Source organism: Xanthomonas sp. 3058 (assembly GCF_014199765.1).
GTDB lineage: Bacteria > Pseudomonadota > Gammaproteobacteria > Xanthomonadales > Xanthomonadaceae > Xanthomonas > Xanthomonas campestris_B.
The window spans coordinates 1-18,286 of record NZ_JACHOF010000028.1; the positions used below are offsets into that span (position 1 = coordinate 1).

Below are 18,286 nucleotides of genomic sequence, written 5' to 3' on the forward strand. Positions count from 1 at the left end.
AGGTCTGACACCGTACGAATTCATCTGCAAACAGTGGACATCCGAACCCGATCTGTTCAAGGTGGATCCGATCCATCTAATGCCGGGACTGAACAACTAGCCCGTCCGGCAAGCGTGCGCGTTTGGCCGCATACATCGCTTCGTCTGCGGCGTGCATCAGGCTGGATGTCTCGGCCTGTGCACCGTGCTGCCAGGCAACGCCGATGCTGGGCTGGATCGGCAAGTGCTGGTCGCCGAACACCGCCCCCTCGGCCGCAGCGATGCGGATGCGCTCTGCAACGGCCGCGCAGTCGGCCTGCGGATCTTGCAGATCGTCCAGCAGCACCACGAACTCGTCGCCAGCCAGTCGCGCGACCAGATACCGGCTGCCCGCCGCACGCTGCAGACACTGCCCGAATGCGACCAGCACGGCGTCGCCGGCACGATGTCCGTGCAGATCGTTGATCCGTTTAAACCCGTCCAGATCCAGAAACATCACCGCCACCGCGCGTTGCTGCTGTTGTGCATGGCTCACCGCGCCCTGCAATGCTTCCGACCATGCGTGGCGATTCGGCAGGCCGGTCAGGGCGTCGCGGGTGGCGCGCTCGTGCATCAGGCGATGCAACGCCTTGTGCGCGGTGACGTCCTGGGCCATCAGCAGGAAGCCCTGCACCAGCGTCGAGGCGCCTTGTGTTTCCGGCACCAGACTGATTTCCACATCGCGCGTGCCGCTGCCGCCCTGCAGCACATGTTCGAACCTTGCGTGTTCCCCGGCGACCACCTGCGCCAATGCAGCGCGCGCGGCAGTGCTGAGGTCGTCGCCCAGCACCTGGGTGATATGGCAGCCGACCAGGCTGGCCGGGTCCACGCCAATCCAGTCGCGATGCGCCTGATTGGCGAACAGGCAACGCTGCTCGGCATCGAACTGGCTGATCAGCGTCGGGGTGGCATCGCTGATCGCACGCAGACGCGCCTCGCTCTCGGCCAGCCGCTCCGCCGCCACGTGGCGTTCGGTGACGTCCTGAATCTGCGAGACGAAATGCACCGGCGCCCCGCTGCTGTCGCGTACCAACGACACCGACAGGTGCGCCCAGATCACCGCGCCCTGCTGGCTGATGTAGCGCTTGGCCATGCTGTAGCTGTCGCGCTTGCCGTCGATCAGCTCCTGCACCAGTTGCAGGTCCATGTCCAGGTCGTCGGGATGGGTGATGGTCTGGAAGGTGGTGTGCAGCAATTGCTCGCGCGGGTAACCCAGGATGCTGCACAACGACGGGTTGACGTCGCGCCAGCCGCCATCCAGCGCCACGATCGCCATGCCTTGCGGCGCGGTTTCGAAGGCGCCGCTGAAGTGCTGCGCGGCCAGTTGAGCGGCCGTTTGCGCCTGCAGTTCGGCAGTGACGTCGATGGCCATGGCCAGATAACCGGCCAGGCCCTGCTGCGCGTCGTGGATGATGTTGAAACACAGACGCACGCGGCGCAGCTCGCCGTCCTTGCGCACCAGGGTCCAGAGTTCTTCGCACAGCACATCGCCGGCGGCAGCGACGACCAGGTCCAGATACGACGGCGGCGACAACGCCAGCGTAGCCATATGCCGCTCAAGCTCGGCCGGCAGATGGAACTGCGCAGGATGCGTGCCGACGACTTCATCGGCACTATAGCCCAACAGACGTTCGGCGCCGGAATTGAACAGCTCGATGCGACCGTGCGGATCGAAGGTGATGATCGCCACGTCCTGCGAGGCGTCCACTAGCGCCTGCAGGCGTGCACGCTCGGCCGAAAGCGCGGCCGAGGCATCCCTGAGCTGGGTGATGTCGTGCATCACGCAGACCGCGCCCAGGACCGTGCCCTGGTCGCTGACCACCGGGTCGGCATTGCACAGCACGCTGCGCGCAGGCTGGCCGTTCGCACGGACCACCAGTTCGGCATTGCGCACATGCTCGCCGCGCCAGGCGCGTAGCAGCGGAATGGCATCGGTGGGCAGCGGGCTGCTGCCATCGGCGCTGTAGAGATCGAAATGCTGCGCCCATTCGGTCGGCGGCATCACGCGCGGATCGGTGCCATGCCATTGCCGGGCGGCACGATTGAATTCACGCAGCAGCCCCTCGCTGTCGCAGGACACCACCCCATCGGGCATGGCCTCCAGCAGGCGGCTCAGGGTCTGCCGTTGCGCTTGCGCCTCCTGCCGGTCGCGTCGGGCTTCGAGCTGGCTGGTGGCTTGCCGCGCCAGCCGGATCAGCGCCTGTTTCTGGCGTTCGTCCAGTACCCGTGCCTGCATGCTGAGCGTGCACAAGGTGCCATAGGCATAGCCCTCACGACCGATCAGCGGCACGCCCACATACGAGCGGACGCCCGGTGCGGCCGTGACCAACGGATTGCGCGCAAAGCGTGGATCGGCCTCGGCATCGGGCACTTCCATCAGCTCGGTGCCCATCACCGCGTAGGAACAGAACGACGCGCTGCGCGGCGTGCCGTCCAGATCGGTACCGCAGCGCGCCTTGAACCACTGGCGGTCGGCGTCCAGCAGCGACACCAGCGCCATCGGCGCGCCGGTCACATGCGCCGCCAGCCAGGCGATGTCGTCGAATTCGGCTTCCGGCTCGGTATCCAGCACTCCCAGCCGACGCACCGCGTCCACGCGCAGGGCGTCATTGGCAGGCATCGGCGCGGGCGGCGACAGGACGGTCATGGCGTGATCGGCGGTCAACGTGGTCAAGGGAGGTGGCCCAGGTAGCGGCGAAACGACCGGCAACTTGAGGATCCAAGGCCGAGCCTGCTTGTCTGCGATCAAGAGCGAGCAGTGGAAAACGCCAGCGCTGTAGATCGCGCGATGCGTCGCTGCCCCTTGGCAGGCAGTGACGCATCGCGTGCGTGCGCCGCGCGTGCACGACGGACCGCCATTGCGCGAGAACGCGCGGTCCCGCCGCCATGCGGCAGACAAATCGCCATCGGCGCGCGAGTCGGCACGTCCGGCATGCCGCAGTCTCTGCCACCCCCGGCCTATGTCGCACGTGCATGGCGAATCGCCCTTGCCGGGAGCGCGCGCCACGGCAACCGTACGGCAGGCAGATCGCCATCGGCGCGCGGGGAATCGGCATGCGCCCGGCGCACCGCATGCCCACCGCACCCTGGCCGCTGCCCGCAGCGCCGGCTGCCGTGGTGGCGCTATCGGGGCATTGGCCGCAGCGCCCCGCCGAACAGCATTTGCGGCGCCGCCAGGCAGCTACTACCCTCGGCCGATTGTCCTGCTCTGGAGTGTCACATGCTGCGTCCGTTGTCCTTGTTGATCGCCGGCGTACTCGGCGTCGCTGCCGGTACCGTTCCGCCCGCCGCACAGGCCGCCCCGGCCAGCCTCTCCAAGACTGCGGACAACAGCGCCATTCCCGACATCGCCTACACCCGCTTCACCCTGCCCAACGGCCTGACCGTGGTGGTGCACGAAGACCACAAGGCGCCGGTGGTGGCGGTGAGCATCTGGTACCACATCGGTTCCGGCGACGAGCCGGCCGGCAAGACCGGCTTCGCGCACCTGTTCGAGCATCTGATGTTCTCCGGCTCGGAAAACAACAAGGGCAGCTTCTTCGCGCCGCTGGAGCAGGTCGGCACCACCGACATGAACGGCACCACCTGGTTCGACCGCACCAACTACTTTGAAACCGTGCCGACCACCGCACTGGATACCGCGCTGTGGCTGGAATCGGACCGCATGGGTCACCTGCTCGGCGCGATCGGCCAGCAAGAACTCGACACCCAGCGCGGCGTGGTGCAGAACGAAAAGCGCCAGGGCGAGAACCGCCCCTATGGCCGCGTGGACCAGAACATCCTGTCCAACCTGTTCCCGGCCAATCACCCGTACCAGCACGACACCATCGGCTCGATGGAAGATCTGGACGCGGCCTCGCTGGGCGATGTCAAACAGTGGTTCAACGACAATTACGGCGCGGCCAACACCACCCTGGTGCTGGCCGGCGACATCACCGTGGCGCAGGCGCGCGCCAAGGCCGAGCAGTACTTCGGCGATATCCCGTCCGGCAAGCCGGTGGCGCGTCAGCAGCCGTGGGTCACTCCGCTGGCCGCGCAGAAGCGCGGCGTGCAGCACGACCATGTCTCGCAGCCGCGCATCTACCGCACCTGGGCCGCGCCGCAGCTGGGCACCGACGACATGATCCAGCTGGATCTGGCCACCACCGTGCTGGGCGGCGGCAAGACCTCGCGGCTGTATCAGCGCCTGGTCTACCAGGACAAGCTGGTCGATGACGTGTCCGCCTCGGTGCAGCCGTTTGCGTTGTCCAGCCAGGTGCAGATCCAGGCCGACGTCAAGGACGGTGTGGACCCGGCCAAGGTCGAAGCGGTGATCGACGAAGAACTCAAGAAATTCATCGCCCAAGGCCCGACGGCCGACGAATTGCAGCGCGCGCAGGTGGCCTATCGCGCCGGCTTCGTGCGTGGGCTGGAAAAGGTCGGAGGCTTCACCGGCAAGGCGGTGCTCCTGGCCGAGGGCCAGGTCTATCGCGGCGACCCGGGCGCCTACAAAAAAGATCTGCAGCGCGGCCAGGCCGCCACCGTGGACAGCGTCAAGCAGGCCTCCGCCACCTGGTTGGGCAAGGGCGACTATCTGCTCACCGTGCTGCCGGCCGGCAAGGAGTTCGACCCGGCTGCCGAAGACAAGGCGGTGGTCGCCCGCGCCGCCGAACCGGGCAAGCCGGCGCCCAAGCTCCCCGCCGCCGGCAAGTACAAGGTCGTCGCTTCCAAGGTGGATCGCAGCACGGGCGTGCCCAAGACCACCCAGTTCCCTGACCTGAGCTTCCCCAAACTGCAGCGCGGCACGTTGAAGAACGGCATCGAGGTGGTGCTGGCCGAGCGCCACACCATCCCGGTCACCCAGGTCGAGCTGCTGTTCGACGCCGGCTACGCCGCCGACCAGGGCAAGAAGCTCGGCACCGCCAGCTTCAGCGCCGCCCTGATGAACGAGAGCACCGCGTCGCTGGATTCGGTGGAAGTGGCCCAGCGCAAGCAACGCCTGGGCGCGATCACCGGCGTCGGCTGCGATCTGGATAGCTGCAGCGCCTCGCTCAATGCCCTCAACGACCAGCTGCAGCCGTCGCTGCAATTGTTCTCCGACATCGTGCGCACCCCTGCGTTCAAGTCGTCGGACATCGAACGCATCCGTGGCCAGTGGCTGGCCGGCATCGCGCAGGAAAAGACCAAGCCCACCAGCCTGGGCATGCGTGCGCTGCCGCCGCTGCTGTACGGCGACAAGCATCCGTACGGCATCCCGCTCACCGGCAGCGGCACCGAGGCGGCGATCAAGAGCCTCAATGCCACGGACCTGCAGGCCTTCCACAACCAGTGGCTGCGCCCGGACAACCTGCGCATCCTGGTTGCCGGCGACACCACCCTGGCGCAGATCATCCCGCAACTGGATGCGGCCTTCGGCGACTGGAAGGCCCCGGCCAGCCCGCTGCCGAAGAAGAACCTGGTCGAGGTGGCCGCACAGCCCAAGCCGCGCGTGTACCTGATCAACCGGCCGGATGCGCCGCAGTCGGTGATCCTGGCCGGCCTGCTCGCACCGTCGACCAAGACCCCGGACAACCTGGCCATCGGCGTGGCCGACGATGCGTTCGGCGGCACCTTCACCTCGCGGTTGAACATGAACCTGCGCGAGAACAAGCGTTGGGCCTACGGCGCAGGCACCCGCCTGATGGATGCGCAGGGCCAACGGCCGTATCTGTTCTCCGCACCGGTGCAGACCGACAAGACCGCCGAGTCGGCCAACGAAATCCTCAAGGAAGCCCGCGCCATCGTCGGCGACAAACCGCTGACCGGCGAGGAGATCGAAAAGATCAAGAACCAGAGCATCCGCGCCCTGCCCGGCAGCTACGAAACCACCACCGCCGTGCTCGGTGCGATCGAAGGCATCGTGCAGTTCGACCGCCCGGACGACTACGTGCAGACGCTCAAGCCGCGCCTGGAAGCGATCGACCAGCCGGCCGCGCAGAAGGCCATCGCGCAGATCATCAAGCCCGACGCGATGACCTGGGTGATCGTGGGCGACCTGAAGAAGATCGAGGCCCCGGTGCGCGCGCTCAAGCTGGGCGAGGTGCAGGTGCTGGATGTGGATGGCAAGCCGGTCAAGCGCTGAACGGCAGCGGCCCGCACACCGACTGAACAGCCTTCGGGGTGGCCGGGTCGGTGTGCGGCGTTGCCGTCTCTGCGCGTCAGCAACGGCGTTGGTGCATGCATTACACACGCACCGGACGATGCGTTTACGCGCTGGCCACACGTCCACGGGCGGCGACGACCGGGACCGTCGCTAGGCCTCAGGTAGCGCGGCAACGGCTCGCAGCACGGTCGTCCGTCAAGGGTCAGGACCGCCCCTGACGCATTCCCGCCCGGTTGCACGCGACGGCCCGGATGCGGGTGTCGATCATCGGTCTCAGGCCGCGCCGATGCGCGCGGCCGCTATCCACGCCGCGTTACCGGCAGCACCGGTATCGTGGCTACTTCTTCGCGCTTGTTGCACTTACTTCGATGAAAGAGATGCCCATGGCTGACGAAACCTCTCGCCAACAGGTCCTGGACGGATACCGCATCGTCGACAGCCTGCCCGAAGACACCTATCAGGACGTCGTGCAGGTGGCCGCCTCGCTGTGCGACACCCCGATCGCCTTGATGTCGCTGGTCGATCGCGACCGCCAATGGTTCAAGGCCCAACTCGGCCTGGGCCTGCAGCAGACCGACCGCAGCCAGGCGGTGTGCGATCACGCCATCCGCAGCCCCGAGCAGCTGATGGAAGTGCCCGACCTGGCCCAGGACGCGCGCTTTGCCGATATTTCGGTGGTCACCGGCGACACCGGCGCACGCTTCTATGCCGGCATGCCGCTGGTCACCCCCGATGGCGTGGCATTGGGCACGGTGTGCGTGCTGGATACCGAGCCGCGCACCCTCACCGACATTCAACGCACCGGCCTGCAGGCATTGGCGCGCGTCACCATGCGTCTATTGGACGAGCGCAAGCGCGAACTGCAACTCGAACGCGACGCCATCCTGCAACCGGTTGCGCCGGTTGCAAGTCAAGCCAGCACCGACACCGGCTATCACCTGGTGATCCTGGAAGTCCAGGAACTCGCCGCATTGGTCGAAAAGCAGAGCGAGCGTCTGCTGGGCCGCAGTTTGCAGCAACTGGACAAGGCGCTGGCCGCCTACGTGCAAGGCGGCGGCGACAGCGTGGACCGTGTCACCGACAGCGCAGAATTCATCGCGGTGCTGCGCGGCCCGGATGCCGAACAGAAGCTGCAAGGCCTGCGTGAGATCGCCGATCAACAACATGCACTCGGCCTCACCGTGCTGATCGGCGAAGCGCGCGCAAGTCGTGGGGATGAAGCGATCGGCCCAGTGTTTATGCGTGCGGAAGTGGCGTTGAGTGCGGAGAAGGACCGCTACCGACAAAGCCTCGCGCAGGGCGGTTGAGGCGGAGTGGTGGGGTGCAGGTTCGGGCTTTGCGCGCTGACGGTCGTTGCGACTGGTCGTCTGTAACGGTTTTGCGCCGCAACAGCGCCCCCATCCGCCCTTCGGGCACCTTCCCCCGCGATGCGGGGGAAGGATACAAACCACGCCGACCAAACTCCCTTCTCCCGCACTGCGGGGGAAGGGAAGCGAACCACGCAGACGAAGCTACCTTCTCCTGCACGCGGGAGAAGGTGGCGCGCAGCACCGGATGAGGGCCGACTACCTACCGGAACTCAAGTAAGCCGGAAGAACGCGCACACCCGAAGCCTGCATCTCACCCGGTCGCACACTGCTTTAACTGACGATCTGCATACCACAGCGCGCGGCGCGCCAGATCGTAGGCGCTGTCGGCCTGGCGCGGCAGCATCTGTGCGGCCATCACCGGGTCGGCGCCGTTGTTCAAGGCGTGCTCGGCACGCTCAAGATCGCTCAGATGCGTGCGTACCGGCGACAACAGGGATTTGCGCTGCGACGCATCGCAACGCGCACTGCGCTGCTCCAGCGCCGCCATGGCCTCGCGGATACGGCGGCTGGCTTCGCCCTTCAGGTCGGGCGGCGTTTCATGCGCGATCGGCGCCGCCTTGTAGGCATCGCCGGTGGCAACGCTGCCCATCTCGGCCTGATTCTCCGCCAACGCCGGATTGAAGCGCACGTCCGGCGGCGGCCGCGCCTTGGCCACCTGGGTCTGCGGCCCGTTGATCGTGTCGTTGAACTTCTTCATGCCGCGATTCATTTCCTGCATCGCCACATCGCCCAGCGTGCCATCGCTCTTCCAGTCCTTGGCAAAACGCGTCTCCTGGTACTGCACCGGATTGACCCGCTCCATCACGTTGCGCGCCTTGGCCTGTGCGCGCTCATCGGCCATGCCCGGCGGCACCGCGCTGCCGGGTTGCGCCATCGCATCCACTTGCGCATCGCGCGGCATGCGCAGGCGTCCCTCGCGGGTATAGAGCTGAGCGGCCATCGATTCGTTGGCTGGCGCTGTGGCCGCCGCCACCTGCCGTTGCGGCGGCGGTGTGCGGGTAGGCGGCGGCGCACTGCGCGCGGCAGCGGACGCGGCGGATGCAGCGCTTGGTATGCGCTCGCGCTGCGGCGGTGGCTGCACCGGCGCCGGTGGCGTCGATTGCGCACGCGGCACGAAATACACCTGCAACCCGTCATCGTGTTGCAGGGTTTCGCGCGGCGGCGGCATATACAGCAACAGACAGGCAAGAAAGAACAGGATCGCGCCCGTGCACGCAATTGCGGCGACATGCGGGACAAGCGCTTCCTTCCTGCGGGTAGTCACAATGCGGGAGACCAATAAGATGGAAAAGGCGGGCACAGCACCGCAAACCCCGGTACGTGACGCGCAAATCTAGCGGGCACGCCGTTTGCGCGCGTTTGAAATTCGTTGTCTGTCAAAAAAACGCCAGACGCCATTCACATTGCGCGCCAGTGCAGCAACCAAAACACTCCGAACACACCGGAAAACGTGCCTTGCCGGTACGCTGTCCGGCATATCGCGCTGCTCTGCGTGTGTGTCCTTGAATTAGAGCAGCTAACAAAACCTGGCGAGCGAGCGCCTGTCGGTGAGTGCAGTGGTTCTGTCGGTCGTATCTTGGTGGATGCAGTCAGAAATCCAGATCAAACACTGCGTGGGTCGAATGCGCGGTGCCCTCACCGCTGGCGGGACACGCCGTGAATCCATCCCTGGAGGCTCGGTGGCGGCATCCATGCCGCCACACGGTCCCGCAAGCGGCGAGGACACCGCACCAGAGACTCCGCTGGTTGCTTTGTTTAAACCCATGCATGCCGACCATCTCGACTGGTCCTTGCCCGCCCAGCGTCGCGGGACCTTACGCGGCATGGATGCCGCGTAAGAGCTTACAAGGACGTACTTGCAGCGTGTCCCGCGACGCTGGGCGGGCAAGGCCCCTGCAACCAGGCAGCAGATAGCCGGCCTGCAGTAGGCTGACGCGAAGTCGTTTTGTTAGCCGCTCTTAATCGTTGGCGTTTGCCGGTTACCCGCAGGCCTTCAAGCCGATACAACCGCTGACAGACATGCCGTGACGCGCCAGCACCTGCTGCAGACGCAGCCGACGCAGCCGCGCAATGTGCTGCTTGCCGTTACCGAACACACGCAGGATCTCGTGGCCGACACTGCCCGGATCCGTTCGCACCGATCGCAAGGGAAGCAGCTTCTGGCGCGCTGCGTGCCGTCCCGCTCCCGCAGGGCGAGCGCGGGGTGATCTTCGACGCGGCCACCAGGACAGCAGTGCCCGGCACGTTGCAGCTGCAGCGCTTGCTTCGGATCAATCGCCCGCGCTGAATGGCGCGCATCTTGCAGCCACTTCGACGAGCCGTGACAGGCCGTCGTTGCTCAAGCCGCATGGATCAGGGCCGATGATAGGCCTGACAGCGCAGCCACTGGCAGCAGCGCTGCCGGATTCGTTGAATCTTGTTGTCTACCGGCAAGGCCTGACGGTTCACCGACACCGCCATCCGGTCCCGTCCGCTACTTCGGTCGTTTACCATGTCTTACGTCACTGCCCGCTCTGGAGATGCCATGAGTTCTGCCGCGCCCCCGTGCTGCACGTCGCTGCTTGGCCTGTCGCTGAGCATGTTCGTCGCGCCCTGCACGCTGACTGCTGCGCCGCTGGACACACCGGTCGTCAACGCACCGGCGGCTACCCCGCCCACGCCCGACCTGGCCTACCCGGAACTGTTCCAGGCGGTGCAGAGCGGCGAGCTGTTCGACGACCAGAAGCACTTTGTCGACTTTCTGCCGCTGCGCGACCCGTCGCTGATCAACGCCGACTATCTGGCGCAGCACGATCACCCCGGTTTCGACCTGCGCAAGTTCGTGAACGCCAATTTCGAAGAGTCGCCGCCGGTGCAGACCGACGCGATCCGCCAGGACACCGCGCTGCGCGAACACATCGATCTGCTGTGGCCCAAGCTGGTGCGCAGCCAGACCCACGTGCCGCCGTACAGCAGCCTGCTGGCGCTGCCGCATCCGTACGTGGTACCGGGTGGGCGTTTCCGCGAGGTGTATTACTGGGATTCCTACTTCACCATGCTCGGCCTGGTGAAGAGCGGCGAGACCACGCTCAGCCGCCAGATGCTGGACAACTTCGCCTACCTGATCGACACCTACGGGCATATCCCCAACGGCAACCGCAGCTATTACCTGAGCCGTTCGCAGCCGCCGTTCTTCTCCTACATGGTGGAACTGCAGGCCGGCGTGGAAGGCGAAGCGGTCTACCAACGCTACCTGCCGCAACTGCAAAAGGAATACGCCTACTGGATGCAGGGCGGTGACGACCTGCAGCCCGGCCAGGCCGCGCGCCATGTGGTGCGCCTGGCCGACGGCAGCCTGCTCAACCGCTATTGGGACGAGCGCGACACCCCGCGCCCGGAAGCCTGGCTACACGACACCCGCACCGCCGCCGAGGCCGGTGACCGCCCCGCCGCCGAGGTCTACCGCGACCTGCGCGCCGGTGCCGAAAGCGGTTGGGACTACAGCAGCCGCTGGCTCGGCGATGGGCAGAACCTGCGCACCATCCGCACCACCGCCATCATCCCTATCGATCTGAACAGCCTGCTCTATCACCTGGAACGCACCCTGGCGCAGGCCTGCGCGCAGCCGGGCGCCGAGTGCACGCTCGATTACGCCGCGCTCGCGCAGCAGCGCAAGCAGGCCATCGAGGCGCACCTGTGGAACGCGGCCGGGTATTACGCCGACTACGACTGGCAGACCCGCAAGCTCAGCGACCAGGTCAGTGCCGCAGCGCTGTATCCGCTGTTCACCGGCCTGGCCACCGACGCGCATGCCAAGCGCACCGCCAGCACCGTGCGCGCGCGCCTGCTGCGTCCGGGTGGCCTGGCCACCACTGCAGTGAAGACCGGTCAGCAGTGGGACGAGCCCAATGGCTGGGCACCGTTGCAATGGGTCGCGGTGGACGGACTGCGCCGCTACGGCGAAGACGCGCTGGCGCGCACCATCGGCGAACGCTTCCTCACCCAGGTGCAGGCGCTGTTCGCACGCGAGCACAAGCTGGTCGAAAAGTACGGCCTGGAGGCCGACGCGGCCGGCGGCGGCGGTGGCGAATACGCGCTGCAGGACGGCTTCGGCTGGACCAACGGTGTCACCTTGATGCTGTTGAATCTGTATCCGGGCACCGAGAGCAACCCCGCGCCTGCAAAACGCGTGCGCAAGCCCGAAGCGGCCACGCGCTGAGTGTGCGCCAGCGATGCCGGGCATTGCCCGGCATCGCTGGCGATCGTCGGATGATGTATCGCCAGCAGATGGCTACGGCAACAATCCCGCACGCGTCGCGACCATCGCAATGATGAGACAACGCATGTTGCAGCGGCGAGCGAGCGTCAGCGCACCCAGGCGCCGAACACGCAACCAGACACAGACTCGCAGGAACGCCTGACAGCTCGCAGCAGCGGTCGTCCGCGTCCTGCATCCCGGCGCCGGCCGCAGCGGCGCCACGCACCTTCAACGGTTCAGTACGGCATGTGCACAGCTTGGGGCGCAATTCGGCGCACAGGCCATTGACTCAACGATGCAAAACAGCTGCATCCACGTCGTGGCGTCTGGCCGACGATCTGCGCCGTTATCGACGCAGATCATGTCGAGGGAGCGCGTTTGACGTGTTACGGCGACAGAGGCGGCGTGTGCCGCCTTGAGGCACACCGGCACTGCGGCATGACCTGACAGCAGCGTAGACCGCCAACATGCGGGGCGCCGCGTATCATGCGCACTCTTTCACATTCCAGGACGGACCCATGGCCGTACGCACGCTCAACGAGTTTCTCGCCCATTCCAAGGAAAAGGACGTCAGCCCCGATCCGTTCGAACTGGAAAACCCGCATCTGCTGGAAGTGCGCCTTGACGGCATGGTGTGGTCGAAAGCCGGCGCCATGGTCGCGCGCACCGGCAACGTCAAGTTCACCCGCGAGGGACTGCTCGAGCAAGGCCTGGGCAACCTGCTGAAAAAAGCCGTCAGCGGCGAAGGCATGCAGCTGATGAAGGCCGAAGGCCAGGGCCGGGTGTATCTGGCCGACCTCGGCAAGCTGGTGACGCTGCTACGCTTGAACGGCGAAGCGATCTTCGTCAACGGCAACGACGTGCTGGCGTTCGAGTCCGGTGTCGAACACAAGATCACGATGATGCGCAAGGTGGCCGGCATGCTGTCCGGCGGCCTGTTCAACGTGCGCCTGAGCGGCCACGGCATCGTGGCGATCACCTCGCACTACGAGCCGCTGACCCTGCCGGTCACCGCCGCCAGCGGCCCGGTATTCACCGACCCCAACGCCACCGTGGCCTGGTCGGGCACGCTGAGCCCGGAGCTGGTCACCGACGTGTCGATCGGCACGCTGTTCGGTCGCGGCTCGGGCGAAAGCCTGCAGATGCGTTTTACCGGCGAAGGCTGGGTGGTGGTGCAGCCGTATGAAGAGGCGAGTTTTCAGGCCAAGGGGTGATGGCTGGGAATTGGGAATTGGGAATTGGGAATTGGGAATTGGGAATTGGAATTGGGAATTGGGATTGGGGATTGGGGATTAGCGGTTAGCGGTTAGCGGTTAGCGGTTAGCGGTAGGCAGCTGATCACACCGATACCTGATACCCGTCGACGCGCTGCGCGACCGCGCGATACGCCTCAAACCAAACGCTCAGCATCCCTTCCCCCGCATCGCGGGGGAAGGTGCCCGAAGGGCGGATGGGGGCAGCCTTCGACACCACGCAACACACCACCCTCATCCAGCGCCACACGCGCAAAGCGTGTGACCACATCAACGCATTGAAGCGAACGACGCCGTCGAAGACGCGGTCGAAGACGTACGAAACACCATGTGCGTTGAAACAAGGCGCGCAGTCCATTCACCGCGCCGTCTCGACGCCTCACAGGCCGCTTCCCGAGGCGTGGCCGCTTGCAGAACGGAGCAGGTATCGCGCACACCCCACCCACCTCACCTCGCCGGCATAGAGCGCGTCATACCCAACCGCGCTTGCGAAACCACGCCAGCGGCACCACCACGCTCAGCACGATGACGCCCAGCGCCCAGTAGTACGCGCCGTGCCACTTGAGCTCTGGCATATGCGCGAAATTCATGCCCCAGATGCCGACCAGCACGGTGGGCGGGATGCCGACCACCGACGCCACCGCCATCACCTTCATCACGTTGTTCTGGTCCATGTTGATCATGCCCAGCACGCTGTCGAGCAGGAACTCGATGCGATCGTCCATGTGCTGCTGGAATTCGCTCAAGGTGCTCAGGTCCTTGTGCAGCAAACCGATGCGTTTGGCCGCATCGGCACCGAACCACTCCGGCGTGGCGCCATCCAGATAGGTGACCAGCCGCAGCATGCCCTGGCCCGCGTTGTGCAGCCCGCCCAGGCGCCGGCCCATGCCACCGACCTGGTGCAGCATGCGCTCCAGATCCTTGGTGTTGTGGGGCTCGTCGAACACGTGCCGCGTGGTCTCGGTGACTTCGGCTTCGAGCGCTTCCAGCCGGTCTGCCAGGCGTCCCACCAACTGGTCGAAGATGCGCAGCAGCAAGTCGTCCGAACTGTGACAAGGCTCGTGCTCCAGGCGCGCGGCCACTGCATCCAGCGAGCCGATGCGCTGCCCGCGCTGGGTCACCAGCATGGTCGGCGACACCGCAAACCCCAGCGGTGCGGTCGGGACATCGTCGTCCTGAAAGCGCGGCACATTGAGAAACAGCACCTCGCCTTGAAACCGCACCCGGCTGGAGAATTCGATCTCGCCGATGGCGGCCCGATCCGGTAACGCAAAACCGACACGCTCGGCGGCCTCGGCAAGCTCCTGCGTGCTCGGTTGGCATAAGTCGACCCAGCAACCGTGGGTGTGCTGGGTTCCTGCAATCGGGTGGATGGTGATCATGCGGCAGGCCGTGGCGATGGATGGCGGCGAGCATCCCGTTCCATCCGACCCGCGTCAACGGCGCGCACAAACGTACTTAACTGCCAGTGGCTTTTATGGCGGCGCTGTGCAAGCAGACATGCGGAAGCCCCGCGATGCGGGGCTTCCGTGTGGTACCACGGCGGTGCTGCCAGTCAGCGGGCGGGCGTCTGCCGCCGCTTGACCGCATACCCGATCGCCAGGATCAGGAACCACACCGGGCTGGCCAGCAGTGCCTGCCGTGTATCGGCCTGCAAGGTCAGCAACACGATGACGAAGGCGAAGAACGCCAGGCACACGTAGCACATCAACACACCGCCGGGCATCTTGAACGCCGAGGCGGCGTGCTGCTCCGGGCGCTTGCGCCGATACGCGATGTAGGCGCACAGGATCAGCGACCACACGAACATGAAAAGCACCGCCGACAAGGTCGTGACCAGCGTGAACGCGGTGACCAGATTCGGAATCAGATACACCAGCATCGCGCCCAGCAACAGACACACGCAGGAAAACAGCAGCCCACGCGCCGGCACCGCCGCACGCGACAACTTGGCGAACCCCTTGGGCGCGTGTCGCTCTTCGGCCAGGCCGTAGAGCATGCGGCTGGTGGAAAAGATGCCGCTGTTGGCAGACGAGGTGGCCGAGGTCAGCACCACGAAGTTGATCAGGCTTGCCGCTGCCGGCACGCCGGCCAGCACGAACAGCTCCACGAACGGACTCTTGTCGGCCACCACCTGCCGCCACGGCGTCACCGCCATGATCGCCACCAGCGCCAGCACGTAGAAGATCAAAATGCGCACGGGGATCGAGTTGATTGCCTTGGGCAGATTGCGCCGCGGGTCGGCGGTTTCTGCCGCGGTGGTGCCGACCAGCTCGATGCCGACGAACGCGAACACCGCGATCTGGAAGCCGGCGAAAAATCCGCCGATGCCCATCGGGAACATGCCGCCGTCGTTCCACAGATTGCTCAGCGAGGCCACGTTGCCCGACGGCGAGTGGAAGCCCCACGCCACCAAGCCGGCGCCGGTGACGATCAAGGCGCAGATGGCGATGATCTTGATCAGCGCAAACCAGAACTCCATCTCGCCGAACAACTTGACCGTCACCAGGTTCAGGCTCAGCAGCAGCAGCACGCACAAAATCGCCGGAATCCACGGCGCCAATCCCGGAAACCAGAACTGCGCATAGGCGGCGATCGCGATGACATCGGCAATGGCGGTGATGATCCAGCAGAACCAGTACGTCCACCCGCAGAAGAACCCGGCCCACGGCCCGAGCAGATCGGTGGAGAAGTCGATGAACGACTTGTATTCCAGGTTGGACAGCAACAACTCGCCCATCGCGCGCATCACGAAGAACAACATCGCGCCGATGATGAGATAGACGAACAGGATCGACGGCCCGGCCAGACTGATGGTCTTGCCCGAGCCCATGAACAGCCCGGTACCGATGGCGCCACCGATGGCGATCAGCTGCAGGTGGCGATTGGACAGGCTGCGTTGCAGATGATCGGGCGCGGACGAGTCAGACATGGGCACGGCACCGGCAAGTGAACAAGCCGTCAAAAATACGAGATCGCGCTGGCTGACACCAGGGGTTTGCGGTGGCGCATCGGGTAGGTCGACGAATGTGCGCCTGCGCCAGAAGGGCGAGCGTCCACACTGGCGGGCCTGCATCGGCGGACGCCGCAGCGGTATGAACATCGGCAGCGACTGAGCGACGGCGCGCAATTAGCCCATCGCTGGCCGCCGGTCGTGGTCGCCAGGTGCAGATCCAAGACCCTGGCGCGATGCAGCAACCACCTCCCACGACCCGGACCGTCGCTATCATGGCCGCTCACCTTCGAGGGAACGCCATGCGCTGTCGCATCCTGCTTGCCGCCTTGCTGACGTGCGGCATCGCGCCCGCCGCCGAGCCAGGCTCGCGGCTGGATGCCGTGCTGCACTCGGGCGTCTTGCGTGTGTGCACCACCGGCGACTATCGCCCTTACTCGCTGCTGCGTGACGATGGTCAGTTCGAGGGCAGCGATATCGCACTGGCGCAGTCGCTGGCCGCCAGCCTCGGCGCGCGGGTGAGCTTCGTACGCACCAGCTGGCCGCAGCTGATGCCCGACCTGCTTGCCGACCGCTGCGAGATTGCCGTCGGCGGCATTTCGGTCACGCTGCAACGGCAACGCCAGGCCAGCTTCAGCGCGGTGCTGGATGTAGACGGCAAGATTCCGCTGGTGCGCTGCGCCGACCAGGCCCGCTACCGCACGCTGGCGCAGCTCAACCGGCCCGAGGTGCGCCTGATCGAGCCCCCCGGCGGCACCAATGAAGCGTTCGCACGACGCGAGCTACCGCGCGCCAACCTGCGCCTGTTCGCCGACAACACCATCATCTTCCAGGAGTTGTTGGACAACCGCGCCGACGTGATGATCACCGACGCCTCCGAGGCGCTGTACCAGCAAGCCCGGCTGCCCGGACTCTGCGCCATCGCCCCCGAGCAGCCGCTGCAATACGCCGAAAAAGCCTTCCTGCTGCCACGCGACGACCCCGCATGGAAAGCGTATGTCGACCAGTGGCTGCACCTGAGCAAGGCCAGCGGCGACTATGCGCGCATCGTTGAACGCTGGCGCTCGATGCATACGTCAGATGTCGGCGGGCCGTAGGACGGGATTGGGGATTGGCAAAAGCATCCGCGTGCATCGACGGCAGCGCAGCAGCGCAGTTGCCGACCCCCAATCCCGCCCCGCGCCGCGATTCAAACTATCTTGGTCCGCCGCCACCACCGCGACACCTGCTCTTCGCGGACCAGGGTGAACAAACCCGCGCCCAGGATCAATGCGATCCCCACCGCCATCGGCCAGTCCAGGTGGTCGTGAAACAACAGATAGCCGAAGGCGATCGCCCACAACATCTGGCTGTATTGCGTGGGCGCCACCACGCTGACCGGAGCCATGCGCGTGGCAAACATCAGGAAGATCGCCGCCAGGCCCGCCAGCAGGCCATAGCCGGCCAGCAGGCCCCATTGATACAGCGAGGGCCACACGAAACTCGGCAGCATCAAGATGCCGCCCATCACCAACGGGCCGAGCACGCCGGCGCCGTAGAGCGTCAGGCGTTTTTCGCTATGCCCGGCCATGCGCAAGGTGATGACCGAGATCGCGCCGACCAGGCCGCAGACGATCGCGGCCACATGCCCATGGGTAAGATGGCGAAAGCCCGGCCGCAACACGATCAGCACACCGATGAAGCCGACGATCACCGCGGTCCAGCGCCGCCAGCGCACTTCTTCCTTGAGAAACACCACCGACAGCACGGTGACGAAAATCGGCATCAGGAAGATCAGCGCGAATGCCTCGGCCATCGGCAAGGTGGTGAAGGCAATCACCGACGTCAGGTTGCCGATGGCGCTGGCGAGCGCACGCAATAGCCACAGACTGGGCTGCTTGGCCACCACCAACTCACGCAGCCGGTCCTCCGGCTTCTTCAAGAATGGCACCGCCGCCAGCATCAATAGCGCGCCGAGAAACAGCACTTCGTACGCCGGCAAGCTGCCTTCGAGCAGCTTCACGAACGCATCGCTGATCGAATAGGCCGCATAGCAGGCAAAGCCCAACAGCACACCTTTTAGCATTCCGCGCCTCTTGCGATCGTCGATGCCCGGCGCGGACGCCTGGGATGGCCGCATTATGCGGCGGGACAGCGGTCTGTTGCGGGAAGATTTGACCGTCTGGCTCACCACGTCTCCTTCGCGCGTGCGCCGTTGCGAGTCCAGCAAGCGCCGATCGCACCTAGCAGACTCCCTGCTTCCCGGCGAACGCCCTTCATCCCCCGAGCGCGTCGCCGCTATCCAGAGCGGCAAGGTCCGGCTGCAGCAAGCTGGCCAGCTGGTCGCGGTCCGCG

Annotated in this window: 12 protein-coding genes; 5 read left to right on the forward strand and 7 right to left on the reverse strand. The window is 65.7% G+C overall.

The window, feature by feature from the left end; translation table 11 throughout:
- Window positions 1-76: 76 nt before the first annotated feature.
- Window positions 77-2,764, reverse strand: a complete 2,688-nt coding sequence (locus tag GGR61_RS19830; protein ID WP_326520646.1) for a PAS domain S-box protein — start codon at window positions 2,762-2,764, stop codon at window positions 77-79.
- Between the two features lie 474 nt (window positions 2,765-3,238).
- Between GGR61_RS19830 and GGR61_RS19835 the strand changes: the two genes are divergently transcribed.
- Both GGR61_RS19835 and GGR61_RS19840 read left to right on the forward strand, forming a co-directional pair.
- On the forward strand, window positions 3,239-6,118 hold the full coding sequence (locus GGR61_RS19835) for a pitrilysin family protein (protein WP_184623558.1): 2,880 nt from the start codon (window positions 3,239-3,241) through the stop codon (window positions 6,116-6,118).
- 389 nt (window positions 6,119-6,507) lie between these two features.
- Window positions 6,508-7,446, forward strand: coding sequence for a GAF domain-containing protein (locus tag GGR61_RS19840; protein WP_184409509.1), 939 nt, complete (start codon window positions 6,508-6,510; stop codon window positions 7,444-7,446).
- A 313-nt stretch (window positions 7,447-7,759) separates the two neighbouring features.
- Here GGR61_RS19840 and GGR61_RS19845 read toward each other — a convergent pair whose 3' ends face one another.
- Both GGR61_RS19845 and GGR61_RS19850 read right to left on the reverse strand, forming a co-directional pair.
- Window positions 7,760-8,773, reverse strand: a complete 1,014-nt coding sequence (locus tag GGR61_RS19845; RefSeq protein ID WP_184623560.1) for a hypothetical protein — start codon at window positions 8,771-8,773, stop codon at window positions 7,760-7,762.
- A 715-nt stretch (window positions 8,774-9,488) separates the two neighbouring features.
- A complete protein-coding gene (locus GGR61_RS19850; RefSeq protein ID WP_184623562.1) occupies window positions 9,489-9,647 on the reverse strand; it encodes a hypothetical protein in 159 nt (52 codons plus the stop codon).
- A 386-nt stretch (window positions 9,648-10,033) separates the two neighbouring features.
- Between GGR61_RS19850 and treA the strand changes: the two genes are divergently transcribed.
- Together treA and GGR61_RS19860 are read left to right on the forward strand one after the other, a co-directional pair.
- Window positions 10,034-11,707, forward strand: a complete 1,674-nt coding sequence (treA, locus tag GGR61_RS19855; RefSeq protein ID WP_184623564.1) for an alpha,alpha-trehalase TreA — start codon at window positions 10,034-10,036, stop codon at window positions 11,705-11,707.
- A 557-nt stretch (window positions 11,708-12,264) separates the two neighbouring features.
- Complete coding sequence (locus tag GGR61_RS19860) at window positions 12,265-12,960, forward strand: AIM24 family protein (protein WP_184623566.1); 696 nt, start codon at window positions 12,265-12,267, stop codon at window positions 12,958-12,960.
- Between the two features lie 124 nt (window positions 12,961-13,084).
- On the opposite strand, the gene GGR61_RS19865 is transcribed toward GGR61_RS19860, so the two are convergent.
- From GGR61_RS19865 to cycA, 3 genes are all read right to left on the reverse strand, one after another.
- Window positions 13,085-13,357: a hypothetical protein gene (locus GGR61_RS19865; RefSeq protein ID WP_184623568.1), complete on the reverse strand. Its 273-nt coding sequence runs from the start codon at window positions 13,355-13,357 to the stop codon at window positions 13,085-13,087.
- A gap of 112 nt (window positions 13,358-13,469) precedes the next feature.
- Window positions 13,470-14,381, reverse strand: a complete 912-nt coding sequence (locus tag GGR61_RS19870; RefSeq protein WP_184623570.1) for a CorA family divalent cation transporter — start codon at window positions 14,379-14,381, stop codon at window positions 13,470-13,472.
- Between the two features lie 173 nt (window positions 14,382-14,554).
- Window positions 14,555-15,931, reverse strand: coding sequence for a D-serine/D-alanine/glycine transporter (cycA, locus tag GGR61_RS19875; RefSeq protein WP_184623572.1), 1,377 nt, complete (start codon window positions 15,929-15,931; stop codon window positions 14,555-14,557).
- A gap of 323 nt (window positions 15,932-16,254) precedes the next feature.
- On the opposite strand from cycA, the gene GGR61_RS19880 reads away from it, so the two are divergent.
- Window positions 16,255-17,049, forward strand: coding sequence for a transporter substrate-binding domain-containing protein (locus tag GGR61_RS19880; RefSeq protein WP_184623574.1), 795 nt, complete (start codon window positions 16,255-16,257; stop codon window positions 17,047-17,049).
- A 92-nt stretch (window positions 17,050-17,141) separates the two neighbouring features.
- Here GGR61_RS19880 and GGR61_RS19885 read toward each other — a convergent pair whose 3' ends face one another.
- A complete protein-coding gene (locus tag GGR61_RS19885) occupies window positions 17,142-18,017 on the reverse strand; it encodes a DMT family transporter (RefSeq protein ID WP_184623576.1) in 876 nt (291 codons plus the stop codon).
- Window positions 18,018-18,286 lie beyond the last annotated feature (269 nt).